The sequence below is a fragment of the Roseibium sp. FZY0029 genome, from assembly GCF_036350355.1.
GTDB lineage: Bacteria > Pseudomonadota > Alphaproteobacteria > Rhizobiales > Stappiaceae > Roseibium.
Window position 1 is genome coordinate 22,043 of sequence record NZ_JAZDVZ010000007.1, and the last position, 21,021, is coordinate 43,063.

General features: G+C 61.1%; 23 protein-coding genes. 12 read left to right on the top strand and 11 right to left on the bottom strand.

Translation table 11 applies throughout. The annotated features are described in order from the left end of the window. Nucleotides 1–166 precede the first annotated feature (166 nt). Complete coding sequence (locus tag V1T76_RS19720) at nt 167–556, top strand: DUF427 domain-containing protein (protein ID WP_330562368.1); 390 nt, start codon at nt 167–169, stop codon at nt 554–556. A 66-nt stretch (nt 557–622) separates the two neighbouring features. Here the strand turns inward: V1T76_RS19720 and V1T76_RS19725 are convergent, their stop codons facing one another. The 5 genes from V1T76_RS19725 to V1T76_RS19745 all read right to left on the bottom strand — a co-directional run bounded on the left by V1T76_RS19725 (nt 623) and on the right by V1T76_RS19745 (nt 4,438). Continuing rightward, complete coding sequence (locus tag V1T76_RS19725; RefSeq protein ID WP_330562369.1) at nt 623–994, bottom strand: phosphate acetyltransferase; 372 nt, start codon at nt 992–994, stop codon at nt 623–625. After that, on the bottom strand, nt 991–1,380 hold the full coding sequence (locus tag V1T76_RS19730) for a MaoC/PaaZ C-terminal domain-containing protein (protein ID WP_330562370.1): 390 nt from the start codon (nt 1,378–1,380) through the stop codon (nt 991–993). The genes V1T76_RS19725 and V1T76_RS19730 overlap by 4 nt, the downstream gene beginning before the upstream one ends. 3 nt (nt 1,381–1,383) lie before the next feature. Next, a complete protein-coding gene (locus V1T76_RS19735) occupies nt 1,384–2,925 on the bottom strand; it encodes an AMP-binding protein (protein WP_330562371.1) in 1,542 nt (513 codons plus the stop codon). A gap of 102 nt (nt 2,926–3,027) precedes the next feature. Then, nucleotides 3,028–3,801: an enoyl-CoA hydratase/isomerase family protein gene (locus V1T76_RS19740; RefSeq protein ID WP_330562372.1), complete on the bottom strand. Its 774-nt coding sequence runs from the start codon at nt 3,799–3,801 to the stop codon at nt 3,028–3,030. A gap of 10 nt (nt 3,802–3,811) precedes the next feature. Beyond that, nucleotides 3,812–4,438 (bottom strand): TetR/AcrR family transcriptional regulator, encoded by a 627-nt coding sequence (locus V1T76_RS19745; protein WP_330562374.1) that lies wholly within the window; start codon nt 4,436–4,438, stop codon nt 3,812–3,814. Between the two features lie 117 nt (nt 4,439–4,555). Between V1T76_RS19745 and V1T76_RS19750 the strand changes: the two genes are divergently transcribed. The 11 genes from V1T76_RS19750 to V1T76_RS19800 all read left to right on the top strand — a co-directional run bounded on the left by V1T76_RS19750 (nt 4,556) and on the right by V1T76_RS19800 (nt 15,000). Next, nucleotides 4,556–4,765 (top strand): hypothetical protein, encoded by a 210-nt coding sequence (locus V1T76_RS19750; protein WP_330562375.1) that lies wholly within the window; start codon nt 4,556–4,558, stop codon nt 4,763–4,765. 133 nt (nt 4,766–4,898) lie between these two features. Then, nucleotides 4,899–6,116, top strand: a complete 1,218-nt coding sequence (gene hemA, locus V1T76_RS19755; RefSeq protein ID WP_330562376.1) for a 5-aminolevulinate synthase — start codon at nt 4,899–4,901, stop codon at nt 6,114–6,116. 469 nt (nt 6,117–6,585) lie between these two features. After that, nucleotides 6,586–7,320 carry a DUF1194 domain-containing protein gene (locus V1T76_RS19760; protein WP_330562377.1) on the top strand — a complete coding sequence of 245 codons (735 nt, stop codon included), beginning with the start codon at nt 6,586–6,588 and terminating at the stop codon, nt 7,318–7,320. 148 nt (nt 7,321–7,468) lie between these two features. Then, complete coding sequence (locus V1T76_RS19765) at nt 7,469–8,722, top strand: cation:proton antiporter domain-containing protein (protein ID WP_330562378.1); 1,254 nt, start codon at nt 7,469–7,471, stop codon at nt 8,720–8,722. Between the two features lie 48 nt (nt 8,723–8,770). Then, the gene (locus V1T76_RS19770) at nt 8,771–10,381 is read left to right on the top strand and encodes a glutamate synthase-related protein (RefSeq protein WP_330562379.1); all 1,611 of its coding nucleotides are present in this window, start codon (nt 8,771–8,773) and stop codon (nt 10,379–10,381) included. 29 nt (nt 10,382–10,410) lie between these two features. Further along, nucleotides 10,411–12,387, top strand: a complete 1,977-nt coding sequence (locus V1T76_RS19775) for a thiamine pyrophosphate-binding protein (RefSeq protein WP_330562380.1) — start codon at nt 10,411–10,413, stop codon at nt 12,385–12,387. Between the two features lie 163 nt (nt 12,388–12,550). Continuing rightward, nucleotides 12,551–12,772 (top strand): hypothetical protein, encoded by a 222-nt coding sequence (locus V1T76_RS19780; RefSeq protein ID WP_330562382.1) that lies wholly within the window; start codon nt 12,551–12,553, stop codon nt 12,770–12,772. Then, nucleotides 12,769–12,936 carry a hypothetical protein gene (locus tag V1T76_RS19785; RefSeq protein ID WP_330562383.1) on the top strand — a complete coding sequence of 56 codons (168 nt, stop codon included), beginning with the start codon at nt 12,769–12,771 and terminating at the stop codon, nt 12,934–12,936. Before V1T76_RS19780 ends, V1T76_RS19785 begins: the two co-directional genes overlap by 4 nt. Next, nucleotides 12,933–14,000 carry a Rieske 2Fe-2S domain-containing protein gene (locus tag V1T76_RS19790; protein ID WP_330562384.1) on the top strand — a complete coding sequence of 356 codons (1,068 nt, stop codon included), beginning with the start codon at nt 12,933–12,935 and terminating at the stop codon, nt 13,998–14,000. Before V1T76_RS19785 ends, V1T76_RS19790 begins: the two co-directional genes overlap by 4 nt. Beyond that, complete coding sequence (locus V1T76_RS19795) at nt 13,997–14,758, top strand: hypothetical protein (protein ID WP_330562385.1); 762 nt, start codon at nt 13,997–13,999, stop codon at nt 14,756–14,758. Before V1T76_RS19790 ends, V1T76_RS19795 begins: the two co-directional genes overlap by 4 nt. Then, nucleotides 14,755–15,000 carry a hypothetical protein gene (locus V1T76_RS19800; RefSeq protein ID WP_330562386.1) on the top strand — a complete coding sequence of 82 codons (246 nt, stop codon included), beginning with the start codon at nt 14,755–14,757 and terminating at the stop codon, nt 14,998–15,000. The genes V1T76_RS19795 and V1T76_RS19800 overlap by 4 nt, the downstream gene beginning before the upstream one ends. Nucleotides 15,001–15,087: 87 nt before the next feature. Here the strand turns inward: V1T76_RS19800 and V1T76_RS19805 are convergent, their stop codons facing one another. The 6 genes from V1T76_RS19805 to V1T76_RS19830 form a co-directional block, all read right to left on the bottom strand. Further along, complete coding sequence (locus V1T76_RS19805) at nt 15,088–15,870, bottom strand: alpha/beta fold hydrolase (RefSeq protein WP_330562387.1); 783 nt, start codon at nt 15,868–15,870, stop codon at nt 15,088–15,090. A gap of 8 nt (nt 15,871–15,878) precedes the next feature. Further along, nucleotides 15,879–16,940, bottom strand: a complete 1,062-nt coding sequence (locus tag V1T76_RS19810) for a branched-chain amino acid ABC transporter permease (protein WP_330562388.1) — start codon at nt 16,938–16,940, stop codon at nt 15,879–15,881. Nucleotides 16,941–16,955: 15 nt separating this feature from the next. Beyond that, a complete protein-coding gene (locus V1T76_RS19815; protein ID WP_330562390.1) occupies nt 16,956–17,984 on the bottom strand; it encodes a branched-chain amino acid ABC transporter permease in 1,029 nt (342 codons plus the stop codon). After that, a complete protein-coding gene (locus V1T76_RS19820) occupies nt 17,981–18,706 on the bottom strand; it encodes an ABC transporter ATP-binding protein (RefSeq protein WP_330562391.1) in 726 nt (241 codons plus the stop codon). Before V1T76_RS19820 ends, V1T76_RS19815 begins: the two co-directional genes overlap by 4 nt. Further along, nucleotides 18,706–19,488 carry an ABC transporter ATP-binding protein gene (locus tag V1T76_RS19825; protein ID WP_189640247.1) on the bottom strand — a complete coding sequence of 261 codons (783 nt, stop codon included), beginning with the start codon at nt 19,486–19,488 and terminating at the stop codon, nt 18,706–18,708. Before V1T76_RS19825 ends, V1T76_RS19820 begins: the two co-directional genes overlap by 1 nt. Before the next feature lie 141 nt (nt 19,489–19,629). Continuing rightward, on the bottom strand, nt 19,630–20,829 hold the full coding sequence (locus V1T76_RS19830; RefSeq protein ID WP_330562393.1) for a substrate-binding domain-containing protein: 1,200 nt from the start codon (nt 20,827–20,829) through the stop codon (nt 19,630–19,632). Between the last annotated feature and the right edge of the window lie 192 nt (nt 20,830–21,021).

Below are 21,021 nucleotides of genomic sequence, written 5' to 3' on the forward strand. Positions count from 1 at the left end.
GTTTTCCTGTTTGAGCGCAGAACCGGAGGAATTATCAAGGCCGAAACGATGTCTTCCGGTCTGGCATGCCTCAAAACCCAGCGAAACTGTGTGCCGTGCAGCATAGAAATGTTTTGCGTTTTATCCCTGCCATCCACACATGAGCACCAATTCCACGGAGGACATGATGACTGCGCAGACAATGCCTGCCTTTGAAACGGCAATCCGAAATCCGGACGATCCCGGCCACCTGATGGTGATCAAGGATGTTCCCCGGCGCATCCGCATCTACCAGGGCGCTGCCCTGCTTGCGGACAGCACCCACGCGCTCCGCGTACTGGAGATCGGCAAGTCTTTTTATGATCCCGTGATCTATGTGCCGGAAGCAGATCTCAAGACCCGCTTCGGATACGTCGACAAATCCACACATTGCCCCATCAAGGGCGATGCCAGCTATCTTTCCCACGACGGCGAAGAGATCGGCTGGGTCTACCGCTCACCGGTGCCGATGGCGGAAAAACTGTCCGGGCATTATGCCTTATGGCCATCCAAGGTCCGGATCGTGGAAGGCGAGTAACAGCCCTCGGAACGCGCGCCCGGTCAGCCGAACGCCGCGCAGCAATCTGAAACCTTAAACAACGGCTCAGCCCTTGCCGACATCCTCGACGTAGACCAGCGCCCGGCCCTGACAGATCCGGGTGCCGTCTTCGGCTTCGCAGACCGTTTCCAGATCAACGAGGTGCTTTTCCGGCCTCAGCCGCGTGATCGTAACGGAGGCCGTCAACATTTCCCCGACAGGTGCGGGCGCCAGAAACTCCAGGCTTTGCTTCAGGTAGTTGGTTCCCCTGCCCGGCAGCTCGACGCCCAGCAGATAGGAGAAAAGCCCACCGATCAGTGGCCCTGGAACAGAAACCGGCACCTCCGCCCCGGTCCCGGCAAGCTGCGCGAAACCACGCATGTCGTCTTCTGTGTAGCTGCGCCTGACTTCCGCGCGCGCCCCGACTTCCAGGCTCATGTCCGCCCTCCGAGTTTGCAGGAACCGGACAGGGTCACGGCATCGTCCGCCGCGCGGGCAACCTCTATCAGGATCAGGTCCGCGTCGTCCTCGCTCGGCGTGAACGAGAAGGTCAGTTCCTCGTCCGCATAGGCCGGGTTCGGAAACATCAAGGTCTGAACGGCATGGCTCCGCCCCGGGCAGAGCGCTTCCAGATGCGCGAAGACACGCGTGTAAAGCAGCATACCGTGTGAGACGGTCCGACCGAACCGGGTGCGGCTGGAAAACTCGGGATCGACATGGATGGGGTTGTCGTCACCGGACAGTTCGGCAAAGGCGTCGAAATCCTCCTGGCGGGGGATCCAGCGAAACGTCGCGCCGTGCTGCGCGTCGGCGGTAAGGCTCATCGGTTATGCTTTCTCCAGAGATTTGTCGGCAAGGAAGTCGTCTTTCAGGATGTTCTTGCGCACCTTGCCCGCGGCTGTGCGCGGCAGGTCACCCACAACGGTGAAGCTCTTCGGCACCTTGTAGGGAGCAAGCTGCTTGCGGCACCAGTCGGCCAGCGTCGCCGTGTCCAGATCTCCACCAGGCCGCACAATCAGGAAAGCCGCGCCGACCTCACCCCATTTGGGGTCCGGCACACCGATGACCACGGCTTCAAGGATTGCGGAATGACCGACCAGCACTTTCTCGACTTCGGCCGGATAGACGTTCTCGCCACCCGAGATGTACATGTCCTTGATCCGGTCGACGATGTAGTAGTAGCCGTCCTCGTCGCGGCGCCCGATGTCGCCGGATTTCAGCCAGCCGTCGATTGTGAAGGTCCCGACCGTAGCTTCCTTGTTGTCCATGTAACCCGGCGTGATGTTCGGCCCGCGAAACTGGACCTCCCCCTCACCCGGCCCCTCGACGATGCCGCCATCACCGTCGACCAGACGGACGTCCGTCAGTATCTGCGGCTTGCCGACAGAACCGATCTTGGCGGATGCGTGATCCTTGTCCATCAGGAAGACGGTTGGACCGGTCTCGGTCATGCCCATGCCGTTGCAGATGGTGACGCCGCGCTGCTGAAACTCGGACAGCAAATGTTTCGGCACGGGCGCACCGCCACATCCGAGCGACCGGACCTTCGAAAAGTTCGTCTTGCCGATCCTGGGTGACAGGGCCAGTGCCTGATAGATCGCCGGAACGCCGAAGAAGCAGGTGACGTTTCCAGCGGAAACGAGATCGAGCACGGTCTCCGCATCGAACTTGCGCAGAACCGTCGACATGCCGCCGTTGAGGAAGATCGGCAGCGTCGGAAGATTTATGCCCGCAGTATGAAAAAGCGGCAGGAAATTGATACCCTTTTCCCCGATGGAAAGGCCCGTCGCCTGGCAGTAGTTGATCATGTTGGCATAGGCCATGCCCGCCGTCTGGATGACCGCCTTCGGCAGGCCGGTCGTTCCGGAGGTGTAGAGCAGATACCAGGGCGCTGACGCCTTCACCTTGCCGCAACCGATTGCAGCAGGACTTGCCGCTGCCAGATGATCATCGAGAGCGCTGACGCCGTTGCCTTTGGACCCCAGCGGCAGAAGGGGCAAGCCGGCACCAGCGGCAAGTTCTGCGGCAACCTCCGCAAAGTCCTGATCGTGAAAAAGCAGTTTCGCCCCGGCAGCAGCCAAAATGGGCTGCAGCTCCGCCACCGGCTGGCGCCAGTTCAGCGGCACCAAGAGAATGCCGGTCTTCTGAGCGGCAAACAGCAGAACGAAGAAATCCGGATGATTGTGGCAGAGCACCGCCATTCGGTCGCCCTTGGCAAGCCCCCGGCCCAGCAGCAGGTTGCCCAGGCGGGTGGCCCGCTGGTTGATTTCGCAGAAAGTGAAAGATCTGCCGCTGTCCCTGTCGACAAAGGCAGTAGCCCCGGGCGTGAGCTCCGCCCGTTTGGCAGCCATGTCGGTCACATACTCCATAGGTCCTCCCAACACCTGGTACGGCCGTGAACCGGCAGACCGTGGAAGGTTGAGGCGACCTGGTTGGCAGTCGTCGCTCGAACCTTCAGGCCGGGCCTCTCCTCAAGCCCACTTCCTGGTGAATTCCTTCATCCCGTCGAGCGTGCTCTGACGGCCTACCAGGTCCAGAAACCTGGTCTTTTCCTGATCAAGACGCTCACGGACACTGTTCCGCCTGCGCTCATCCCAGACACTCTGCCTCGTCGCGCGGTGGGTCTGCGCGAACCCTTTGGCGATTTCGGCAACCCACCCCGCAATGGTTGCGGCAAGGTCAGCTCCTCGCACGCGGCACTCGGCAAGTCCCAACGCAACGGCATCCGTCGCCCCGATGCGCGTGTTGCGATACTGGATTGCAAGTGCTCTCGCCGTGCCAATCCGCTCCGGCAGCAGCGCAGTCCAGCCACCGTCCGGCCCAAAGCCCACCTGATTGTAATAGGGTTGAACAAAGGCCGTCTCCGACATGGCGACCATGTCAGCCGCCAGCATCAAGCCCGCAGACCCACCCGTCACTGGCCCGTTGACGGCCGCAATCACCGGTGCGGGAAAGGCGAGCAGATCAAGGATCGTCTCGTGCAGACTGCCAACAAGCTCTTCGGCATAGGCATGAAGCTCCTCGGAGGATCCGGCATGGTCCATGAAACCGACGATATCACCGCCGGTCGAAAAACTGGAACCGCGACCGGACAGCACCAGCGCCGCAGGCTTGACTTTGGCAGCCTCGGCAAGGGCACTTCGCAAATGGGAGACCAGAGCCGGAACCAGCGCGTTATGTCGCTCCGGCCGGTTCAGCCAAAGCCAGATCGCATCGCCGCGCGTTTCTGTCTCTACGAGGCTCATGACATCTGCCTCAGGGTTTGATGCCGTTGGCAATCAGGTCGTAGGCACTGGCCACGAGATCGGAAATCGGTTTTTCCGACTTGAAGACGACCAGTTGCTCGCCCAGCGCCCGGGCAATTCCCATCAGCGCCCAGGCACGGGTTTCCGTGTCGCCCTTCGAGATCTGGCCGGCAGCCTCGGCAGCGACCAGCCCCGACCGGTAGCCGTCGGCAAATGTCCTGTAATATTCCTCATAGGCGGCGGGATCGACAAACAGCGCTTCCTGCACGATCCGGTAGAGATCGGGATGGGCCTGGACGAATTCCAGAAAGGCCCGAAGACCGGCCTCTTCGGCTTCCAGCCGGTTGCCGATGTCCTGCGTCGCCTCGGCGATCGTGTGGCGGACAAGGCGGCCCATTTCCAGAACAAGCTCGGAGAACACCTGCTCCTTGGTGGTGAAGTAGATGTAGAAAGTGCCTTGGGCGACGCCGGCCTCACTGGTAATATGGCCGATGGACGCGTCGTTGTAGCCTTTCTCGCCGATCACCCGTTCGGCAGCGGTCAGGATCGCCTTGCGGGTGGCTTCCCCGCGCGCCGTTTTCGGCTGGTTGCCCGCCCCCTTTTGCGGCGCATGTGCTTCTGCGGCCGGTTTGCCCACCTGCTGTTTCCTCCCAAATCCTGAAACATGAATCAGTATTCATGTTTGAGAAGTGAAAGCAAGAACCTTCTTCAAACACATCCGCATAAAGCGGTCATCCGCCCCCTTGGGAGCACCATGATCGGTCTGCTGTTTAAGGCCCTCTCGCAAACATTCCGGCAATCAATTTTGGATATCCTTGTGGTTCGCCGTAAATTGCGAACGTTTTCCACTATTGGAAACGCCCCGGTTTCTCCGGGTAAATTACGGCGACTGACAGTATGGCGATTGGACGCAGCCGCGGTTTTTGACCTTGATCAAGGCCAAAACTTTGATAAGCAGTTTTGAATGGCTATAAGTTAGCTGCTAGTCTGGAATCGGACGGAAAGGCTCCAGACAGCAAATTGGCCGCGCGGGACGCGAGTTGCGCGGGCAGGAGAGAGGCGCTGGCAAAGGTGCCCGCGATGAGAGGATCCTGAGAATGGACGTGAACGCGTATCTGGAAGAACGCCTGGGCAAACTGCACGACAATGGTAATTACCGCGTGTTTGCAGATCTGGAACGCCAGGCAGGTGCTTTTCCGCGCGCAACCCGTTACTGCGAAGATGGTTCCGTTCAGGACGTGACCGTCTGGTGCTCCAACGACTATCTCGGCATGGGCCAGAACGAAAAGGTCGTGTCCGCGATGCAGGACGTGATCTCCAAATGCGGCGCAGGCGCAGGCGGAACGCGCAACATTTCCGGCACCAACCACTACCATGTCATTCTGGAGAACGAGCTGGCCGACCTTCATGGCAAGGAAGCGGCTCTGATCTTCACGTCCGGTTATGTTTCCAACTGGGCAGCGCTGGGTACGCTCGCCTCCCAGGTGCCGGGCATGATTGTCTATTCGGACTCGCTCAACCACGCCTCCATGATCGAAGGCATCCGCCACGCCCGCTGCGAAAAGCGCATCTTCAAGCACAACGACTATGAAGATCTGGAACGCCAGATGGCGGCGGACGATCCGGACGCGCCCAAGCTGGTCGCATTCGAGAGCGTCTACTCCATGGATGGCGACATCGCGCCGATCAAGGAAATCTGCGACGTTGCCGACAAGTTCGGCGCACTGACCTATCTCGACGAAGTGCATGCCGTCGGCATGTACGGTCCGCGCGGCGGTGGCGTTGCCGAACGCGAAGGCCTGATGGATCGTCTGACCATCATCGAAGGCACGCTCGGCAAGGCTTTCGGCGTGATGGGCGGTTACATCACCGGTTCGAAGACAGTGGTCGACTTCATCCGCTCCTTCGCGTCCGGCTTCATCTTCACCACCGCCCTGCCGCCGGCACTGGCAGCAGGCGCAGCCGTCTCCATCCGTCACCTGAAGGACAGCCCGTTCGAGCGCAAGGCCCACAAGGACCGGGTCGCCCAGGTCCGCGCCGCTCTCGACAAGCGCGGCATCCCGCACATGGAAAACCCGAGCCACATCGTTCCGGTGATGGTGGGCGACGCCAAGAAGTGCAAATGGATCTCCGACATCCTTCTGGACACCTACGGCATCTACGTTCAGCCGATCAACTATCCGACGGTTCCGGTCGGCACGGAGCGCCTGCGCTTCACCCCGACCCCGCTGCACACGGCAGAGGACATCGAACACCTTGCCAACGCGATCAACGACCTGTGGTCACAGTGCGCTTTGGCCCGCGCCGTCGCATAAGTTCAGATTCCAAACAGATCAGGCAAAACCCGCTTTCCGATGGAAGGCGGGTTTTTCTTTGACCGTTTTCAACCGTGGTTATCCCGTGACTTGAGCACGAGTTCCAAGCTGCTGCAGTTCCTGTGAACGATAAAGAGCATCAGCATGGACTTCAGGATCGAGCATCCATGATTTGTCGTCCCGGTTTGATGCGTCAGCAGCAAGACCGGGACCCAGTACGCCGTGTCGTTCGGGGCAAAGACACACACTCAGCCTTTTACTGGGTCCCTGTCTGCGCGGGGATGACTAGTTGACATTGGCTGAGGGCAACATTCTGTGTCGAGGGCTTTCCCGAATACGCGTGGGGCGAACCTTGCAAGAGGCGTAATACAAATAACGAACGTCTCCACGCGGCCATCGTCCGCCCTGCCCTTTTTGCGCCCCTGCCCTAGCTACCCTTGAGGGTCTTTGTTTCGGGGAGATGATTGCGATGCGGATTATCCTTGCTGTTGTTGTCTGGTGCCTGTGTCAGATCCCGCCAGCCTATTCGGAAGAGCTCGACCTGGAACTGGTTCTCCTGGCCGATGCGACCGGGTCCATCGACGACGAGGAAATCCGCTTCCAGCGCAAGGGATATGCCGACGCGATCACGGATCCGTCAGTACTGAACGCCATTTCCAGCAATATCTATGGCAAGATCGTCGTCACCTACGTCGAATGGGCGGACATGCTCTCCCAGGACGTTGTCGTCGACTGGACGATCATCGACGGACCGGAGAGTGCCCAGCATTTTGCGACGGAACTTTTGGCGGCCCCACGCCGCGCCTATGGCCGCAATGCCATCGGCGCCGCCCTCCTGAAAGGCAAGGAACTGATAGACGGCAATGCCTATGCGGGCCTGCGCAGGGTGATCGACCTGTCCGCCGACAGCGCCAACAACTGGAACGGTCCGACCATTCCCGAAGCACGGGATATCGTGGTTTCCTCCGGAATTGTCATCAACGGCCTGGCGGTTCTGTGCCGCCATTGTTCCGGACGGCCGATAGCCTACGACCTGGAAGAACGGTTCTATCAGACCATCATCGGCGGACCGGCCGCCTTTGTCGTGACCGCCGACAGTCCCGAAACCTTCGCCGAAGCGGTGCGCAAGAAACTGATCCTGGAAATTGCCGCGAAGCCTTCTGACGCTCAGCGTATCCTGAAACAATTGGCGGCCTTGCAGTAACCCTCGCACGGGCTTTTGACCTGCCCTTCCAAACGCATTTTCGCCTTTGGCAAATCACGGCTGTCACACAACCGCGTCATCGCATTATGATTTGAGACGGCAGCCTGCGCTGTCCTAACGTCACAGCGTCCGAGGGGGAAATCGTTTCATGACAACCGGCCTGTTGCTTCTGGCGCTGTTTACGGTCAGCTACACGCTGCTGGCCAGGACATTGTCGAACGGCATATTGACGGCGCCGATCCTCTTCATCGGCTTCGGTTACCTGATGGCGCAGACAGGTTTGATGCCAGGGACCGATGCGGAACGCCTGCTGCACATCGTTGCCGAAATGGCGCTTATCGTCCTTCTGTTTCTGGATGCGGCACAGATCAACCTTCAGGCCCTGCGCCAGCGCCACCAGTGGCCCCTGCGGATGCTTGCCCTCGGGCTGCCGTTGGCCATCATTATCGGCACACTTGCCGCAATGCCGTTTCTGAGCGGCGAACCGCTCATTGTCGCGGCTCTTGCCGCTGCGCTTCTTGCGCCGACCGATGCTGCTCTCGGCCAGGCAGTCATCACCAACAAGGCTGTGCCGGAGCGGGTGCGCCGGGCCCTGACGCTGGAAAGCGGCCTCAATGACGGCCTGGCTCTGCCTGCCGTTCTACTCTTCGCGAGCCTTGCCGGGGAAATGATGCAGCCGGGTGCAACCGACTGGCTGATGTTCGGCGCCAAACAACTGGTCCTCGGCCCTCTGGCCGGTGCGGCCCTCGGCGCAGTCGGAGGCGTGCTGTTTCTGACAGCCAAACGCCGGGGCATGACCACCGACACCATCGAAGGCATCGGCGCCATCGCCATGGCCGGCGGCGCTTATCTTGCTGCGGATGAAATCGGCGGCAACGGCTTCATTTCTGCGTTTGTCGCAGGACTGTTCTTCGGCAACGTCATCAAGGGCCAATGCGCCTTCATTTACGAGTTTACCGAAAGCGAAGGCCAGATGCTTTCCTGGGGGGCGTTCTTCCTGATCGGCCTTGCCCTGTTGCCCGAAGCCATCGCGCACCTTGATGCCGGCAGCCTGGCTCTCATCCTGGTCAGCCTCTTCATCGTGCGACCGCTGGCAGTCTGGCTGTCCCTCGCCGGCACGGATGCGGCTCCGCTGACCAAGCTCTTTTTCGGCTGGTTCGGCCCGCGTGGGCTGGCGACTGCCTTGTTCGCGCTGCTTATCGTTGACCAGATCGATCACGAAATCGGCCAGCAGTTGCTGAACCTTGCCGTCAACGCTGTCTGGATCAGCGCGGTCCTGCACGGCGTCACGGCCGTACCATTTGCAAGGTGGTACGCCGCTCACATGTCCGGCCAGGACGGGGCCGCGGAACTCAAGGCCATGCCACCGATGCGGCCGGAGGTGACCGCCGAAGTGAAGTGAGATCAATCCAATAGCCAGGGCGCAAAACGCCAGTAGCCGGGGGAAGACATGACAAAACAGGTTGTTGCCAAACTCAGCGAATTGGCGGACAGGAAACCGCAATACGCCCTCGTCGCCGATGTCGACCTTGTGGTCGTCCGCTTCGACGACGACATCTCCGTCTTCTACGGCCGCTGCCTGCATCGCGGCGCGCTCATGTCCGACGGCTATGTCAGCGGCAACAACCTCATCTGCGGGGTTCATTACTGGGATTACCGGCTCGACAGCGGTGTCTCTGAATACAACAACTCGGAGGCCCTGCCGAAATTCAGAAGCTGGGTGGAAGAGGACGATATCCTGGTCGACGCGGACGAGGTCGCGGCCTGGGCAAAGGAAAACCCGCAGCCGTTCAACCGCGAAAGCTACCTCGGCCTTTATGCCGACACCAGCCACGGCACCGAGGAAGAACCCTATAATGGCCTGATCCAGCAATATGCCCGCGATGGCCTCAGCAAGACGGGACATCATGGCCGTGTTGACGCCATGGGCGTGCCGCGCAACCAGTTGCCCGACTGGGACGACATCCAGATCCTGACGGCTCAGCTGCAGACATTCCCGCTTCTGGAGGACGAGCCGGTCGGCACCGATGTGGTGGTGGGGCCGAACGCACAGAAGCCGCTGAGATTGAAGATACCGCTGCTTGTGTCCGACATGAGCTTCGGCGCCCTTTCGGAGCCAGCCAAGATTGCCCTTGCCAGAGGCGCGGACCTTGCGGGCACCGGCATCTGCTCAGGTGAAGGCGGCATGCTGCCGGAAGAACAGCAGGCCAATTCAAGGTATTTCTATGAACTTGCCTCGGCCCGGTTCGGCTTTGCCTGGGACAAGCTCGACAAGGTTCAGGCTTTCCACTTCAAGGGTGGTCAGGGCGCGAAAACCGGCACGGGCGGCCATCTGCCCGGTGCCAAGGTCAGGGGCAAGATTGCCGAAGTACGCGGTCTGGAGGAAGGTGAAGACGCCATCTCGCCACCCCGTTTTCCGGACTGGACGGACCTCTCCCAGATAAAGGATTTCGCCGACCAGGTCCGCACCCGCACCGGCGGCATCCCCATCGGCTACAAGCTGTCGGCCCAGCATATCGAAAACGACATCGATGCGGCGCTGGAAGTGGGTGTCGACTACATCATCCTCGACGGCCGTGGCGGCGGCACCGGGGCCGCGCCGATCATTTTCCGGGACAACATCTCCGTTCCAACCATTCCCGCGCTTGCCCGCGCCCGGCGGCACCTCGACGCTTCGGGACGGCCGGACGTCACGCTGATCATCACTGGCGGCCTGCGCAAACCGGCCGATTTCATCAAGGCCCTGGCCCTTGGTGCCGATGCGGTGGCGCTTTCCAATTCGGCCATGCAGGCCATCGGCTGCATCGCCATGCGGGCCTGCCACACCAACAATTGTCCGGTGGGGATCGCCACCCAGAAGCCGCATCTGGTCAATCGGCTGGAAATCGAGAAATCCGCCCGCCAGCTGACCAACTTCTTCGAGGCCTCGGTTGAACTGATGCAGGTGATGGCGAGGGCCTGCGGCCATTCGCACCTGAACCAGTTTACCCTGGCTGACCTGACCACTTGGAAACGGGAAATGACGGAGCTCTCCGGCGTTGCCTATGGCGGCATCGCGTAATCGATCGGCATTTTTAGGGAGGAAGACCCATGGACGCTCAGAACCTCGACTGGATCAAGGTGGGCAACGTCAACGACCTGCCTGAAGGCCGGGTGAAAACGGTCACGGCCCGCACGACCTCGATTTGCCTCTCCCATTTCGATGGCCAGTGGGCGGCAATGGACAATCACTGCCCGCATCAGCGCGGCCCGCTCGGCGAAGGGTCCATCGAAAAGGGGTCGGACGGCAAATGCTGGATCCGCTGCCCCTGGCACGGGTGGGATTTCGATCCGCTGAGGGGCACTCCACCCGGCGGTCACGAGGACAGTGGTCAAACGCTCTATCCGCTCAGGATCGAAGGCGACGAGATCTTCATCGGCCTGGAGCCGGAGCCGCCCCACGAACGCACGGTCACCGACGTCATGGCCGAAACCATGGTCAACTGGGGCGTCAAGCGCGTCTTCGGCATGGTCGGCCATTCCAACCTCGGCCTTGCCGATGCCATCCGCCGTCAGGTCGACAAGGGCACATTGGGCTATGTCGGCATTCGCCACGAAGGCGCTGCCGCCTTCGCTGCCTCTGCCTATGGCAAGCTGACCGGCAAACCGGCGGCCTGTCTCACCATTGCCGGGCCCGGCGCGACAAATCTTCTGACCGGCCTCTGGGACGCCAAGGTTGACCGATCGCCGGTGCTGGCCCTTACCGGTCAGGTGCAGACCCAGGTGTTCGGCCCGGGGGCCTTTCAGGACATCGATCTGAAATCCGCGTTCGAAGCCGTCTCGAAGTTTTCCCAGCCGGTGCTCAGCACGTCCAACCATGCCGAACTGATGTCGCTGGCCTTGAAAACCGCGCTGGTGGAGCGGGACGTTGCCAACCTGATTTTCCCGGATGATGTCCAGACCAACCCGAGCAGCAAGGACGCCGGCCACCCCGAGGGCCGCCTTGGCGGAACCACCATCACGCCCTCGGGCGAGGACCTCGCCAGGGCTGTTGCGATGATCAACACAGCCAGACGCCCCGTTATCGTGCTCGGTTATGGCGCCAAGGATGTCCGCGACAAGGTCATCGCGCTGGCCGAAAAGATCGGCGCGCCGGTGCTGACCACCTTCAAGGGCAAGGGGCTGATCCCCGACACGCACCCGCTGGCAGCCGGCGTTCTTGGGCGTTCCGGAACCCCGATTGCAAGCTGGTTCATGAATGAGGCGGATCTGATCGTCTCGCTCGGGTCGTCCTTTGCCAATCACACCGGCATCGCCCCCTACAAGACCATCATCCAGGTGGATTTCGAGCGCATGCAGCTTGGCAAGTTCCATCCCGTGACCTTGCCCGTGTGGGGCGAGATCGGCACCTTCTGCGAGGCCATTGTCGATCAGGTGCTGAAACCGGCAGATGCCCCCGACCAGGCGAGCGAGCTGGTGGAACGATGGACAATCTGGCGCGCGGAAAAGAAACATCGCCTTGCCGAGGACAGCGGCAGGGGCATTCATTCGGCAGCCGTGTTCAAAGTGTTGAGCGAACTGTGCCCACCGGACGCGATCATCCCGGTCGATGTCGGCAACAACACCTATTCCTTCGGGCGGTATTTTGAGCCTTGCGGACAGCGCATCCTGATGTCCGGCTATCTCGGCTCCATCGGGTTCAGCCTGCCGGCAGCCCTCGGCGCATGGAGCGCGACCCAGGACTTCGAAGAATTCCGGGGTCGCAAGGTGATCTCGATTTCCGGGGACGGCGGCTTCGGCCAATACGCCATGGAGTTCACCACCGCCGTCAAATACGGAATGGATATTACCCATATCCTTTTGAACAATTCCGAGCTCGGCAAGATCTCCAAGGAGCAGCGCTCGGGCGAATGGCCGGTCTGGGAAACGAACCTCACCAACCCATCCTTCGCCGCCTTCGCGCGCCTGTGCGGCGGGCACGGCCACAGGGTGACGGAGGCTGCCGAACTGAAAGACGCCATCACGGATGCCATCGCCCATAACGGCCCCTCACTGGTGGAAATCATCACCGATGCGGATCTGGTGTGATGGGGTTTCAGGATGAGACTTGTCATCCCCGCGAAGGCAGGGAGCCAGTAGACACCGCCAGGGGTTTGTTGCGACACTTCATCGTCTGCAAATACTGGATCCCGGCCTTCCGCTACGCTTCAGCCGGGATGACAAGGAGTGGACAGGACGCAGGGGGAGCGCGATGCAAACAGCAGCTATTCTGATCGACATCGGAAAATACTATCTCATCGCCGGCGGGCTCGTCGCAGCACTCTTTCTTGTCATCGGCATCGACCGGGTGGAACCATCCGCACGCGGATCTTACGTGTTCCGGCCCCTGCTCATTCCCGGCATCTGCCTGATCTGGCCTCTGGTGCTCTATCGCTGGTATGTGCTTGAAAAACACGGGGAGGCTGGCCGGTGAAACGTGCGCATCGCAAGGCTCATGCCCGTATCTGGACCCTCCTTGGCCTGCTCCTGCCGCTGGTTTTCTTCACCATTCTGGCCATGCGCCAGTCGCCCCCCGCGGACAGACCGGCTGTGCTGATCGAGGCCCCGGCAGAAAACTCCGGGGAGGCAAGCCAATGAGCGTGCAATACACGCCGGTAATCTGGAACCGCAACAAGATGGTCTATGATGCCGTCCTGCTGATTGGCGTTGCGCTTTATCTTTACATCTTCATTCGTGTCGGGCCGTTCTACGAGGATGTCACCCGGCCAATTGACGGGGCCATCCTGAGGATGCGCGCTTTCGGAAGCTGTGCCTTCCTGATGCTGACGGTTATCCTGTGCATCGGGCCGCTGGCCCGGCTCGACCGGCGCTTTCTGCCGCTGCTTTATAACCGCCGCCATTTCGGCGTGATGACCGCCGGTATTGCCGCCGTTCACGCCAACTATGTGCTCGGCTGGTATTTCAACTTCTCACCGACCGACAGCTATGTCGCGCTGCTGTCCTCCAACACAAGCTACGGGCAGGTGCTCGGCTTTCCCTTCGAGGCCTTCGGCATTGCCGCGCTGTTGATCCTCTTCGTGCTGGCCGCCACCAGCCATGATTTCTGGCTCAGCTTTCTGGGAGCGCCGATCTGGAAGGCGCTGCATATGTTCATCTATGCCGCCTATGCTTTCGTCGTGCTGCATGTGGCGCTCGGCGCTCTGCAGGGACCGTCCGATCCCGTCTTCACCGGCATGGTTTCGGCAAGTGTTGTTCTGGTCTGCGGCCTTCACTTTGCAAGCGGGCGCCTGGAAGCCAATCGGGAAAAGGACGATGCCACGGCAAAGGCTTCGCTGGAGGAAGCCGGCTGGGTGGTTGCTGGAGAGGTCGACGAGATCGACGACAACTGCGCCAAGGTCGTGACCCTGAGCGAAGAGGAACGTGTCGCCATCTTCAGGTATGACGGCAAGCTGTCGGCTGTCACCAATGTCTGCGCCCACCAGAACGGCCCGCTTGGCGAGGGCAAGGTGCTGTGGGGCTGCATCACCTGCCCCTGGCACGGATATCAGTACAATCTGGCCGACGGCTGCGCGCCCGCGCCCTTCACCGAGAAGATCGCCACCTACAAGCTGAAGCTGGTCGGCTCCACCGTTCTTCTCGATCCCAACGCCCTGCCACCCGGCACCTATGTCGAGCCGGCCGTGATCGGAGGTGCGTCATGAGCTGGAAACAAACCAAGGCTGCGCCGTTTTTCGTCGGCTATCTCAACAAGGTGCCAAAACCGCTGGTCGCTTTTCTCGGTGTCTTCTCCCTGTGCTTTGTCGCAGGGCTCGGCCTTGCGGCCTTTGCTCTGTCCTCCACCCAGAACGACCCGGGCAACGGCGCGTTTCAGTGGGGCAACCGGTTCGAAGAAACGGGACTGCTGGAACTGCGCCCCTATCCGGTGTTCCGCCTTCCCTCTGATGGCAACACCCCAGCCCGCACATACATGCTGGCCGGTCAGGGCAAACGTGGTGTGTTCGAACAGGCGGAAGCCAATCGCGAGACGCCGGTGACCCTGCGCGGTGTGCCGGTGAACCGGGGCGACCTGACGATGATCCAGGTCGGGCAGGTGGAAGCTGCAACGGACGCTGCACCCGGTTTCAATCCGGCCGAACCCGTCTCGCTGGGACGCTGGAAACTCACCGGCGAAATCTGCGACGGCAAGTGTTATGCGGGCGCCATGCGCCCCGGGCGCGGCCTTGCGCACAAAGCCTGCGCGGATCTCTGCCTCACCGGTGGCATTCCCCCCGTCTTCGTCTCCTCCGGACCGGTCGAGGGGCGCAATTTCTTTCTTTTGGCCGGCAAGGACGGCCAGCTTCTCGGCGAGGCCATCGATCCACTGCTGGCGCTTTACATCGAGGTGGAAGGCGAGGTCGAAAAACTGGATGACCTGATGGTCTTCAAGGTAGACCTTCTGACCGCAAGGGTGCTGAAATGAGCGAACAGCCGCAAAAGCCCCTCTGGCAGACCATCCTGATCTCGCTGGTGATGACGGCCCTCCTCGCCGGGATTGCCTGGGCAGTGTGGACTTACGCCAACAAAGGCGTTCAGGAAATCGCACCCGGCTCGTTCCTGCGCGATTTGCGCTTTTTCATCGGCCTGCTCGCCGTGTTCCTGGTGCTCAGTCTGCTGGACCGAATAGTCGAGTTCGTGAAGGCAAAATTGGGCAACGGACACTGACGACAAAACCATCGGGATGGTCATCCCAGGTTCCTGGCCCTACCACCAAGTCTTCAAATTTGAAGACTTGCCGGTCTGCTTAGCAACTCAGCCCTTCACCAGGTCCCGCAGCAGGGCGTTGAACGTCTCCGGTTCTTCCATATGCGGCGCATGGCCCGATGCTTCATAGCCGTGGAAGTGGAAATCCGGAACATTGTCCGCGTGCCAGCGATGCACACCCGGGCCATAGAGCTGGCTGCGAAGACCGGCCACCAGATGAAACGGCACGGGAAAGGCTTTCAGAAGCAGGCGGAAATCCTGTGAGGTCAGCGATGCCCACATCGGCTTCAACAGGACAGGATCGGCTACGGCAATTTCCGTGCGGGCAAGCTCTGCTGCGGCCTCCGGCACCGGCAAGCCTTCCGCGAATAGGCGTCTGGCGATCCGGGCCGGCAGTTTGGCCCAATCCGCCACAATGGCGTTCAGGAAATGACTGTTGAGGTCTGCATTGAGACCGTTCAGCGTGCCGTTCTGCCAGTCGGGATCGTTGAGCACCTTCGGAGTCATGTCGATGGCAACGAATTGCGAGATCCGGTCCGCGCCGTGCCGCTCGATCATTGCATAGGACACCAGCGCGCCCATCGACCAGCCGCAGAGGATAGCATCGGTCAGGTCGCGCTCGGTCAGGGCCGCATGAACCGCATCGGCTGCCGACTCGATGGTCAAGGGCAGCCGCCCAGCCGTTTTGCCATGTCCCGGCAGATCCGGAACGATACAGCGGGCGTGAGTTTTCAGGGCCTCGATCTGGCCTTCGAAAAACCGTCCCGGACAGGACCAACCATGGATCAGCACCAGCGGCCTGCCCGTTCCCTCGTCGCGGATATGCAGCATATTCCCGCTCACGCACGCCCTGCCCGTAGCCGTCCGACAATGCCTGTCGGGAAGAAATAGACCGACAGAATGAAGAGAACACCCAGCCACAACAGCCAGCGTTCCGGTGCAACCAATGTCGAAAACACCGGCACCGCGCTGGTTGCTTCTGCAGCAACGCCCATCAGGTTCTGCAGATAGGTCTGCGCCAGAATGAACAGGGTTGCCCCGAGCACGGCCCCGTAGAGCGTGCCCATGCCCCCTATCACGACCATCAGCAGAATGTCGATCATGATCTCCATGGAGAGCGTTGTCGCCGGGCCGGTGTAGCGGAGCCAGATGGCCAGGAGAGAGCCGGCAAGCGCTGCCATGACTGCGGACAGAACGGTGGCCGTGGTGCGGTACCAGACCACACGGTAACCGATCGCTTCCGCCCGGAAGGCATTGTCGCGCACCGCCTTCAACGTGCGGCCGAAGGGGGAATTGACGATGCGCAACATGACCAGGAACAGGATCGCAGCGGCAAAGAACACAAGGTAATAGGCCAGGATCTTGCCGTTGATGCTGACGTCGAGCACCTTCTCCTTGATCAGCTTGAAGGCCGGCGTCAGCTCGCGCGGGATCTTGTAATTGAGCCCATCCTCACCGCCTGTCAGCCAGGACATCTGCGACACCAGCACGGCAAAAGCACTTGCCACCGCCAGTGTCACCATCGCGAAGAAGATCGCCTTCACCCGCAGCGAGAACAGCCCGATGGCCAGTGCAAACAGGGCCGCAACCCCGGCGCCCGCCGCCGTTCCCCAGATCAGCGAGCCGTAGTTCGGTCCGGTGGTCGACAGGGCAAGGGCGGTCCCATAGGCGCCGATGCCGAAGAACATGGTGTGGGCGAAGGAAACGATACCGGCATAACCGAGCAGCAGGTCGTAGCTCGCCACCAGCACGATGAAGATGCAGATCCGCGCGGCCGTTTCCAGCGACTTGGTGCCGGGAAAGAGAAACGGTGCAAAGGCGAGCGAGATCAGCACGATCAGCAGCAGCGCTGTCAGAAGGCCGCTGCGCGGCGTGTCGCCGGAAAGAAGTCTGGTCAGCATGATCTTGTCCCGTCCCTACTTCGCCTTGACCACCGGATAAAGGCCCTGCGGCCGCCACATCAGCACCACGACCATCAGCGCGATTGTCGAGATCAGCGCCACCTTCGGCGCCAGGAAGGCCGTGTAGTTTGCAAGCAGCCCCACCAGCATGGCGCCGATGAAACAGCCCTCGACCGATCCGAGCCCACCGATGATCACGACGATGAACACCAGCACCATGATCTCAGAGCCCATGTGCGCTGTAATCGTTTCCTGATAAAGGCCCCACATGACGCCCCCGAGTCCGGCCAGTGCCGACCCGGCCATGAACACGATCAGGAACAGGCGGCGGATGCGGTAGCCGAGCGCTTCCACCATCTCGCCGTTCTCCACCCCGGCGCGCACCAGCAGACCGATCTTGGTGTTCTTGAGGATGTGGCGCATGCCGATGAACAGCGCGAGACCAATGCCGACAGCCACCAGACGGTATTTCTCGATGGCCGCTTCGCCGATCACCAGCGATCCCTGCAAGGCTTCCGGGCGGGACATGTGCAACTCGTCCGGCCCCCAGACCACGTAGATCATCTGCTGGGCAACAATCAGCCCGCCCATGGTGACAAGGATCTGCTTCAGATGCTCGCCGTAGACCGGCATCACGATCACCCGCTCGAAGGCAAGGCCGAGCAGGCCGGTGACGAGCATGGCCGCAAGGATCGCGATCAACACGGCGGAGAGGTTCATGAAGACGCTTGGCGAAGCCGTCCAGCCGGCCAGCCAGGCCAGCACCGTGAAGCCGACAAAGGCACCGACGGCGACAAAGGCCCCGTGGCCGAAGTTGATCACGTCCATCAGCCCGAAGACCACCGTCAGGCCAGACGCCATGATGAAGATCATCATGCCCATGGCAAGCCCGGCCACCGTCAACGTCAGCCAGCTCGCCGGATTGCCGATGGCGATGAGCCCGACAGCGGCCAGCACCGGCACCAGCAGCACCGGCAGTTTCTGGGCAAGCTGTTCCTTCAGCGGGATCTTCTCGATCCGCGGTTTGATCGCCGTCTCGCTCATTGATGCGCCTCCAGGCTCAGTCCCATGAGTTTTTCCTGCAAGGCGACATCCGCCACCAGTTCGTCCATGCGGCCGGAATGAATGATGTGACCATCATCCATCACCGCGACCGTGTCGCCGATGCTGGATGCCATGGCGAAATTCTGCTCCACCAGCAGGATGGTGGTATCGGTTTCCTTCAGTTCCTTAAGCGCATCGGTCATCGCCCTGATGATCGCCGGCGCGAGGCCCTTCGTCGGCTCGTCGATCAGGATCAGCCGGCGCGGCTCGATGATCGCGCGCGCCACCGACAGCATCTGCTTCTGACCACCGGACAGCGTTCCTGCGGAGGAATTCCAGAAGCTGCCGATCGGCGGAAACAGCTCCTTGATCCAGGCAAGGCGCTTCTGGTCCATCGGCCCGTTGGCGGCGGCCAGGATCATGTTTTCGGCAACCGTCAAATCAGTGAAGATGCCCATGTCTTCCGGCACGAAGGCAATTCCCCTGCGGGAAATCTCGGGCGTCGACAATCTGGTGATGACATGATCGCCAAACCGGATATCGCCCTGGCTGGCCGTCCAGAGCCCCATGATCGTGCGCAAGGTGGTGGTCTTGCCCGCGCCGTTGCGACCAAGCAGAACGGTCACGCCGCCTTCCGGCACTGCGAGGTCCACACCCTGCAGGATGTGATAAGGGCCGATGTGGGTGTGCACCCCGGAAAGGGTGAGCAGATTTTCCGCCATCACGCAGCCTCCCCGGAGGAAGCCGGCGCCTTGCCGAGATAGGCCTCCTGCACGATTGGCAGGGCAATCACTTCCGACGGTTCGCCGTCGGCCACCAGTGCCCCGTTGTGCAGAACGATGATGCGGTCGGCCAGGGTGCGAATGACATCCATCTTGTGCTCCACCAGCAGGATCGTCCGGTCCATGTCGCTCTTCAATTTCTGGATCAGCTCCAGGATCACCGGCACCTCATCGACACTCATGCCGGCGGTCGGCTCGTCGAACATGAGCACCTGCGGACCAAGCGCGATCAGCAGCGCCACTTCCAGCTTGCGCTGGTCGCCATGGGGCAAGGCGGAAACGGTCTGGTCGGCCTGATCGATCAGCCGGACTTCAGCCAGCACATGGTCTGCCCGCTCCAGAAGTTCCACATGGCTTTCGGCAACGGTGAAGAGATCAAACCCCTTGCGCGCCTTCGCCTGAGCTACCAGCCGCACGTTTTCGCGCACGCTCAACGTCGGGAACAGATTGGTCAGCTGGAAGGCGCGGCCGATGCCCCTGTCCGTGCGTTCGGGCACCGACAGTCTGGTGATGGTCTCGCCGTTGAGCAGCACAGCCCCGGAAGTAGCCGCCAGCTGACCGGAAATCAGGTTGAAATAGGTGGTCTTGCCCGCACCGTTCGGCCCGACGATCGCCGTCAGGGTGCCGCGCTCGAACGCGCAGGAAACGTGATCGACCGCCACATGCCCACCGAAGCGGATGGTCAGGTCTCTCGTTTCCAGAATCGGGTGTTCCTTGGCCACGATGCGCGTTCCCAGGCTTGATATGTCGCGAAAACTGTATCGGATGGGTGCCCGGCCGGACGGGTTTCACGTCGGCCGGGCAATTCTTGGTCTTGGGGCCACGCAGGCGAAGCTGATCGCTCCGCCGCGTCTTCATTCGGCTTACTGGTTGCGCACCGGGATGTTCATGTCCTCGATTTTCAACTCGCGCACCAGTTCCGGGATGCCCCATTCGACATCCGGGTCGACCTTGATCTTGAAGTGATACATGGACTGCAGCGCCTGGTGATCTTCCGCCCGGAACATCATCTTGCCCTTCGGCGTTTCAAATTCCATGCCTTCCATGGCCGTGATCAGGTCTTCGGTCTCCGTGGAACCTGCCTTGCGGATCGCCTCGACGATGGCGATGCCAGCCGACATGCCACCTGCGGTGAAGAAGTCCGGCGGCGCATTGAAGCGCTTCTGGTGTTCTGCCACCAGCCAGTCGTTCACCGGGTTCTTCGGGATCTCGTAGTAATAGTAGGTCGCGCCTTCCATGCCCGGCAGTTCCTTGTAGGCCGCCATGGCCGCCAGGATGTTGCCACCCGTGGCAATCTCGACACCAAAGCGCTCCGGCTCCATTGCCTTGATCTTGCTGATCGGATTGCCGCCACCGGCCCAGATCACGAACAGGAACTTGCGGCCTGGTTCGTCCTTCAGGGCATCAAAGACGCGCTGTGCGTTGGCGGTGAAATCCTTGGTATCGGTCGGAGCGTATTCCTCGAACACCAGCTTGGCGCCGGTTCCCGCCAGCGCTTCCTTGAAGGCGGCGACGCCATCGCGGCCGAAAGCATAATCCTGGGCCAGCGTCGCGATGGAGACACCTTCCTGACCAAGGGCCACAGCGTTGGAAATCGCGTCCTGGGACGAGTTGCGCGCCGTGCGGAAAATGTAGCGGTTCCAGTTCTCACCGGTGATGCTGTCGGCCACCGCCGGCTCCACCAGCAGCACCTTCTCGTATTCTTCGGCGACCGGAAGCATGGCCAGCGCAACGCCGGAGGAGACAGGGCCGACGGCGATATCGACTTCATCGTCGCCATAGGCTTCCGCCAGCGCAGCCTTGCCGATATCCGGCTTCAACTGCGTGTCCTTCTCGATGACCACGATCTTGCGGCCATCGATTTCCATGGTGCCGTCGGTTGCGTATTCGAGGCCCATCATCAGGCCGGTATGCGACTGTTTCGCATAGGCCTCCAGGGCGCCTGTCTTGCCATAGACATGGGCGATCTTGATATCGTCGGCCTGGGCGCCGGCAATCCCGGCAGCCGCCACGCCGATGCCGGCCACAAGCGGCACGGCCCAGCGAAAAACGCGTTTCGTCATGAATTCTCCTCCCGTTGCGCGAAAGGCCGGCAAACCTGCAAAGCCGCTCCCACGGCCTCCACAGGGTAACATCATCGCCTGACGCTGGAATATATGACACATGAATCAGTATTCATGTCAAGGCAAGATACGCGTTCGAAGCGCCGCCTTTCCGGGATCGTCGTCAGTTAGCGTAACAGGAGCCCATGACAG

What these genes read in the sequence shown, in the direction of transcription:
- V1T76_RS19720 (WP_330562368.1), top strand. Translation starts at nt 167, where the DNA reads ATGACTGCGCAGACAATGCCTGCCTTTGAAACGGCAATCCGAAATCCG.
- V1T76_RS19725 (WP_330562369.1), bottom strand. Translation starts at nt 994, where the DNA reads ATGAGCCTGGAAGTCGGGGCGCGCGCGGAAGTCAGGCGCAGCTACACA.
- V1T76_RS19730 (WP_330562370.1), bottom strand. Translation starts at nt 1,380, where the DNA reads ATGAGCCTTACCGCCGACGCGCAGCACGGCGCGACGTTTCGCTGGATC.
- V1T76_RS19735 (WP_330562371.1), bottom strand. Translation starts at nt 2,925, where the DNA reads ATGGAGTATGTGACCGACATGGCTGCCAAACGGGCGGAGCTCACGCCC.
- V1T76_RS19740 (WP_330562372.1), bottom strand. Translation starts at nt 3,801, where the DNA reads ATGAGCCTCGTAGAGACAGAAACGCGCGGCGATGCGATCTGGCTTTGG.
- V1T76_RS19750 (WP_330562375.1), top strand. Translation starts at nt 4,556, where the DNA reads ATGATCGGTCTGCTGTTTAAGGCCCTCTCGCAAACATTCCGGCAATCA.
- hemA (WP_330562376.1), top strand. Translation starts at nt 4,899, where the DNA reads ATGGACGTGAACGCGTATCTGGAAGAACGCCTGGGCAAACTGCACGAC.
- V1T76_RS19760 (WP_330562377.1), top strand. Translation starts at nt 6,586, where the DNA reads ATGCGGATTATCCTTGCTGTTGTTGTCTGGTGCCTGTGTCAGATCCCG.
- V1T76_RS19765 (WP_330562378.1), top strand. Translation starts at nt 7,469, where the DNA reads ATGACAACCGGCCTGTTGCTTCTGGCGCTGTTTACGGTCAGCTACACG.
- V1T76_RS19770 (WP_330562379.1), top strand. Translation starts at nt 8,771, where the DNA reads ATGACAAAACAGGTTGTTGCCAAACTCAGCGAATTGGCGGACAGGAAA.
- V1T76_RS19775 (WP_330562380.1), top strand. Translation starts at nt 10,411, where the DNA reads ATGGACGCTCAGAACCTCGACTGGATCAAGGTGGGCAACGTCAACGAC.
- V1T76_RS19780 (WP_330562382.1), top strand. Translation starts at nt 12,551, where the DNA reads ATGCAAACAGCAGCTATTCTGATCGACATCGGAAAATACTATCTCATC.
- V1T76_RS19790 (WP_330562384.1), top strand. Translation starts at nt 12,933, where the DNA reads ATGAGCGTGCAATACACGCCGGTAATCTGGAACCGCAACAAGATGGTC.
- V1T76_RS19795 (WP_330562385.1), top strand. Translation starts at nt 13,997, where the DNA reads ATGAGCTGGAAACAAACCAAGGCTGCGCCGTTTTTCGTCGGCTATCTC.
- V1T76_RS19800 (WP_330562386.1), top strand. Translation starts at nt 14,755, where the DNA reads ATGAGCGAACAGCCGCAAAAGCCCCTCTGGCAGACCATCCTGATCTCG.
- V1T76_RS19805 (WP_330562387.1), bottom strand. Translation starts at nt 15,870, where the DNA reads ATGCTGCATATCCGCGACGAGGGAACGGGCAGGCCGCTGGTGCTGATC.
- V1T76_RS19810 (WP_330562388.1), bottom strand. Translation starts at nt 16,940, where the DNA reads ATGCTGACCAGACTTCTTTCCGGCGACACGCCGCGCAGCGGCCTTCTG.
- V1T76_RS19815 (WP_330562390.1), bottom strand. Translation starts at nt 17,984, where the DNA reads ATGAGCGAGACGGCGATCAAACCGCGGATCGAGAAGATCCCGCTGAAG.
- V1T76_RS19820 (WP_330562391.1), bottom strand. Translation starts at nt 18,706, where the DNA reads ATGGCGGAAAATCTGCTCACCCTTTCCGGGGTGCACACCCACATCGGC.
- V1T76_RS19830 (WP_330562393.1), bottom strand. Translation starts at nt 20,829, where the DNA reads ATGACGAAACGCGTTTTTCGCTGGGCCGTGCCGCTTGTGGCCGGCATC.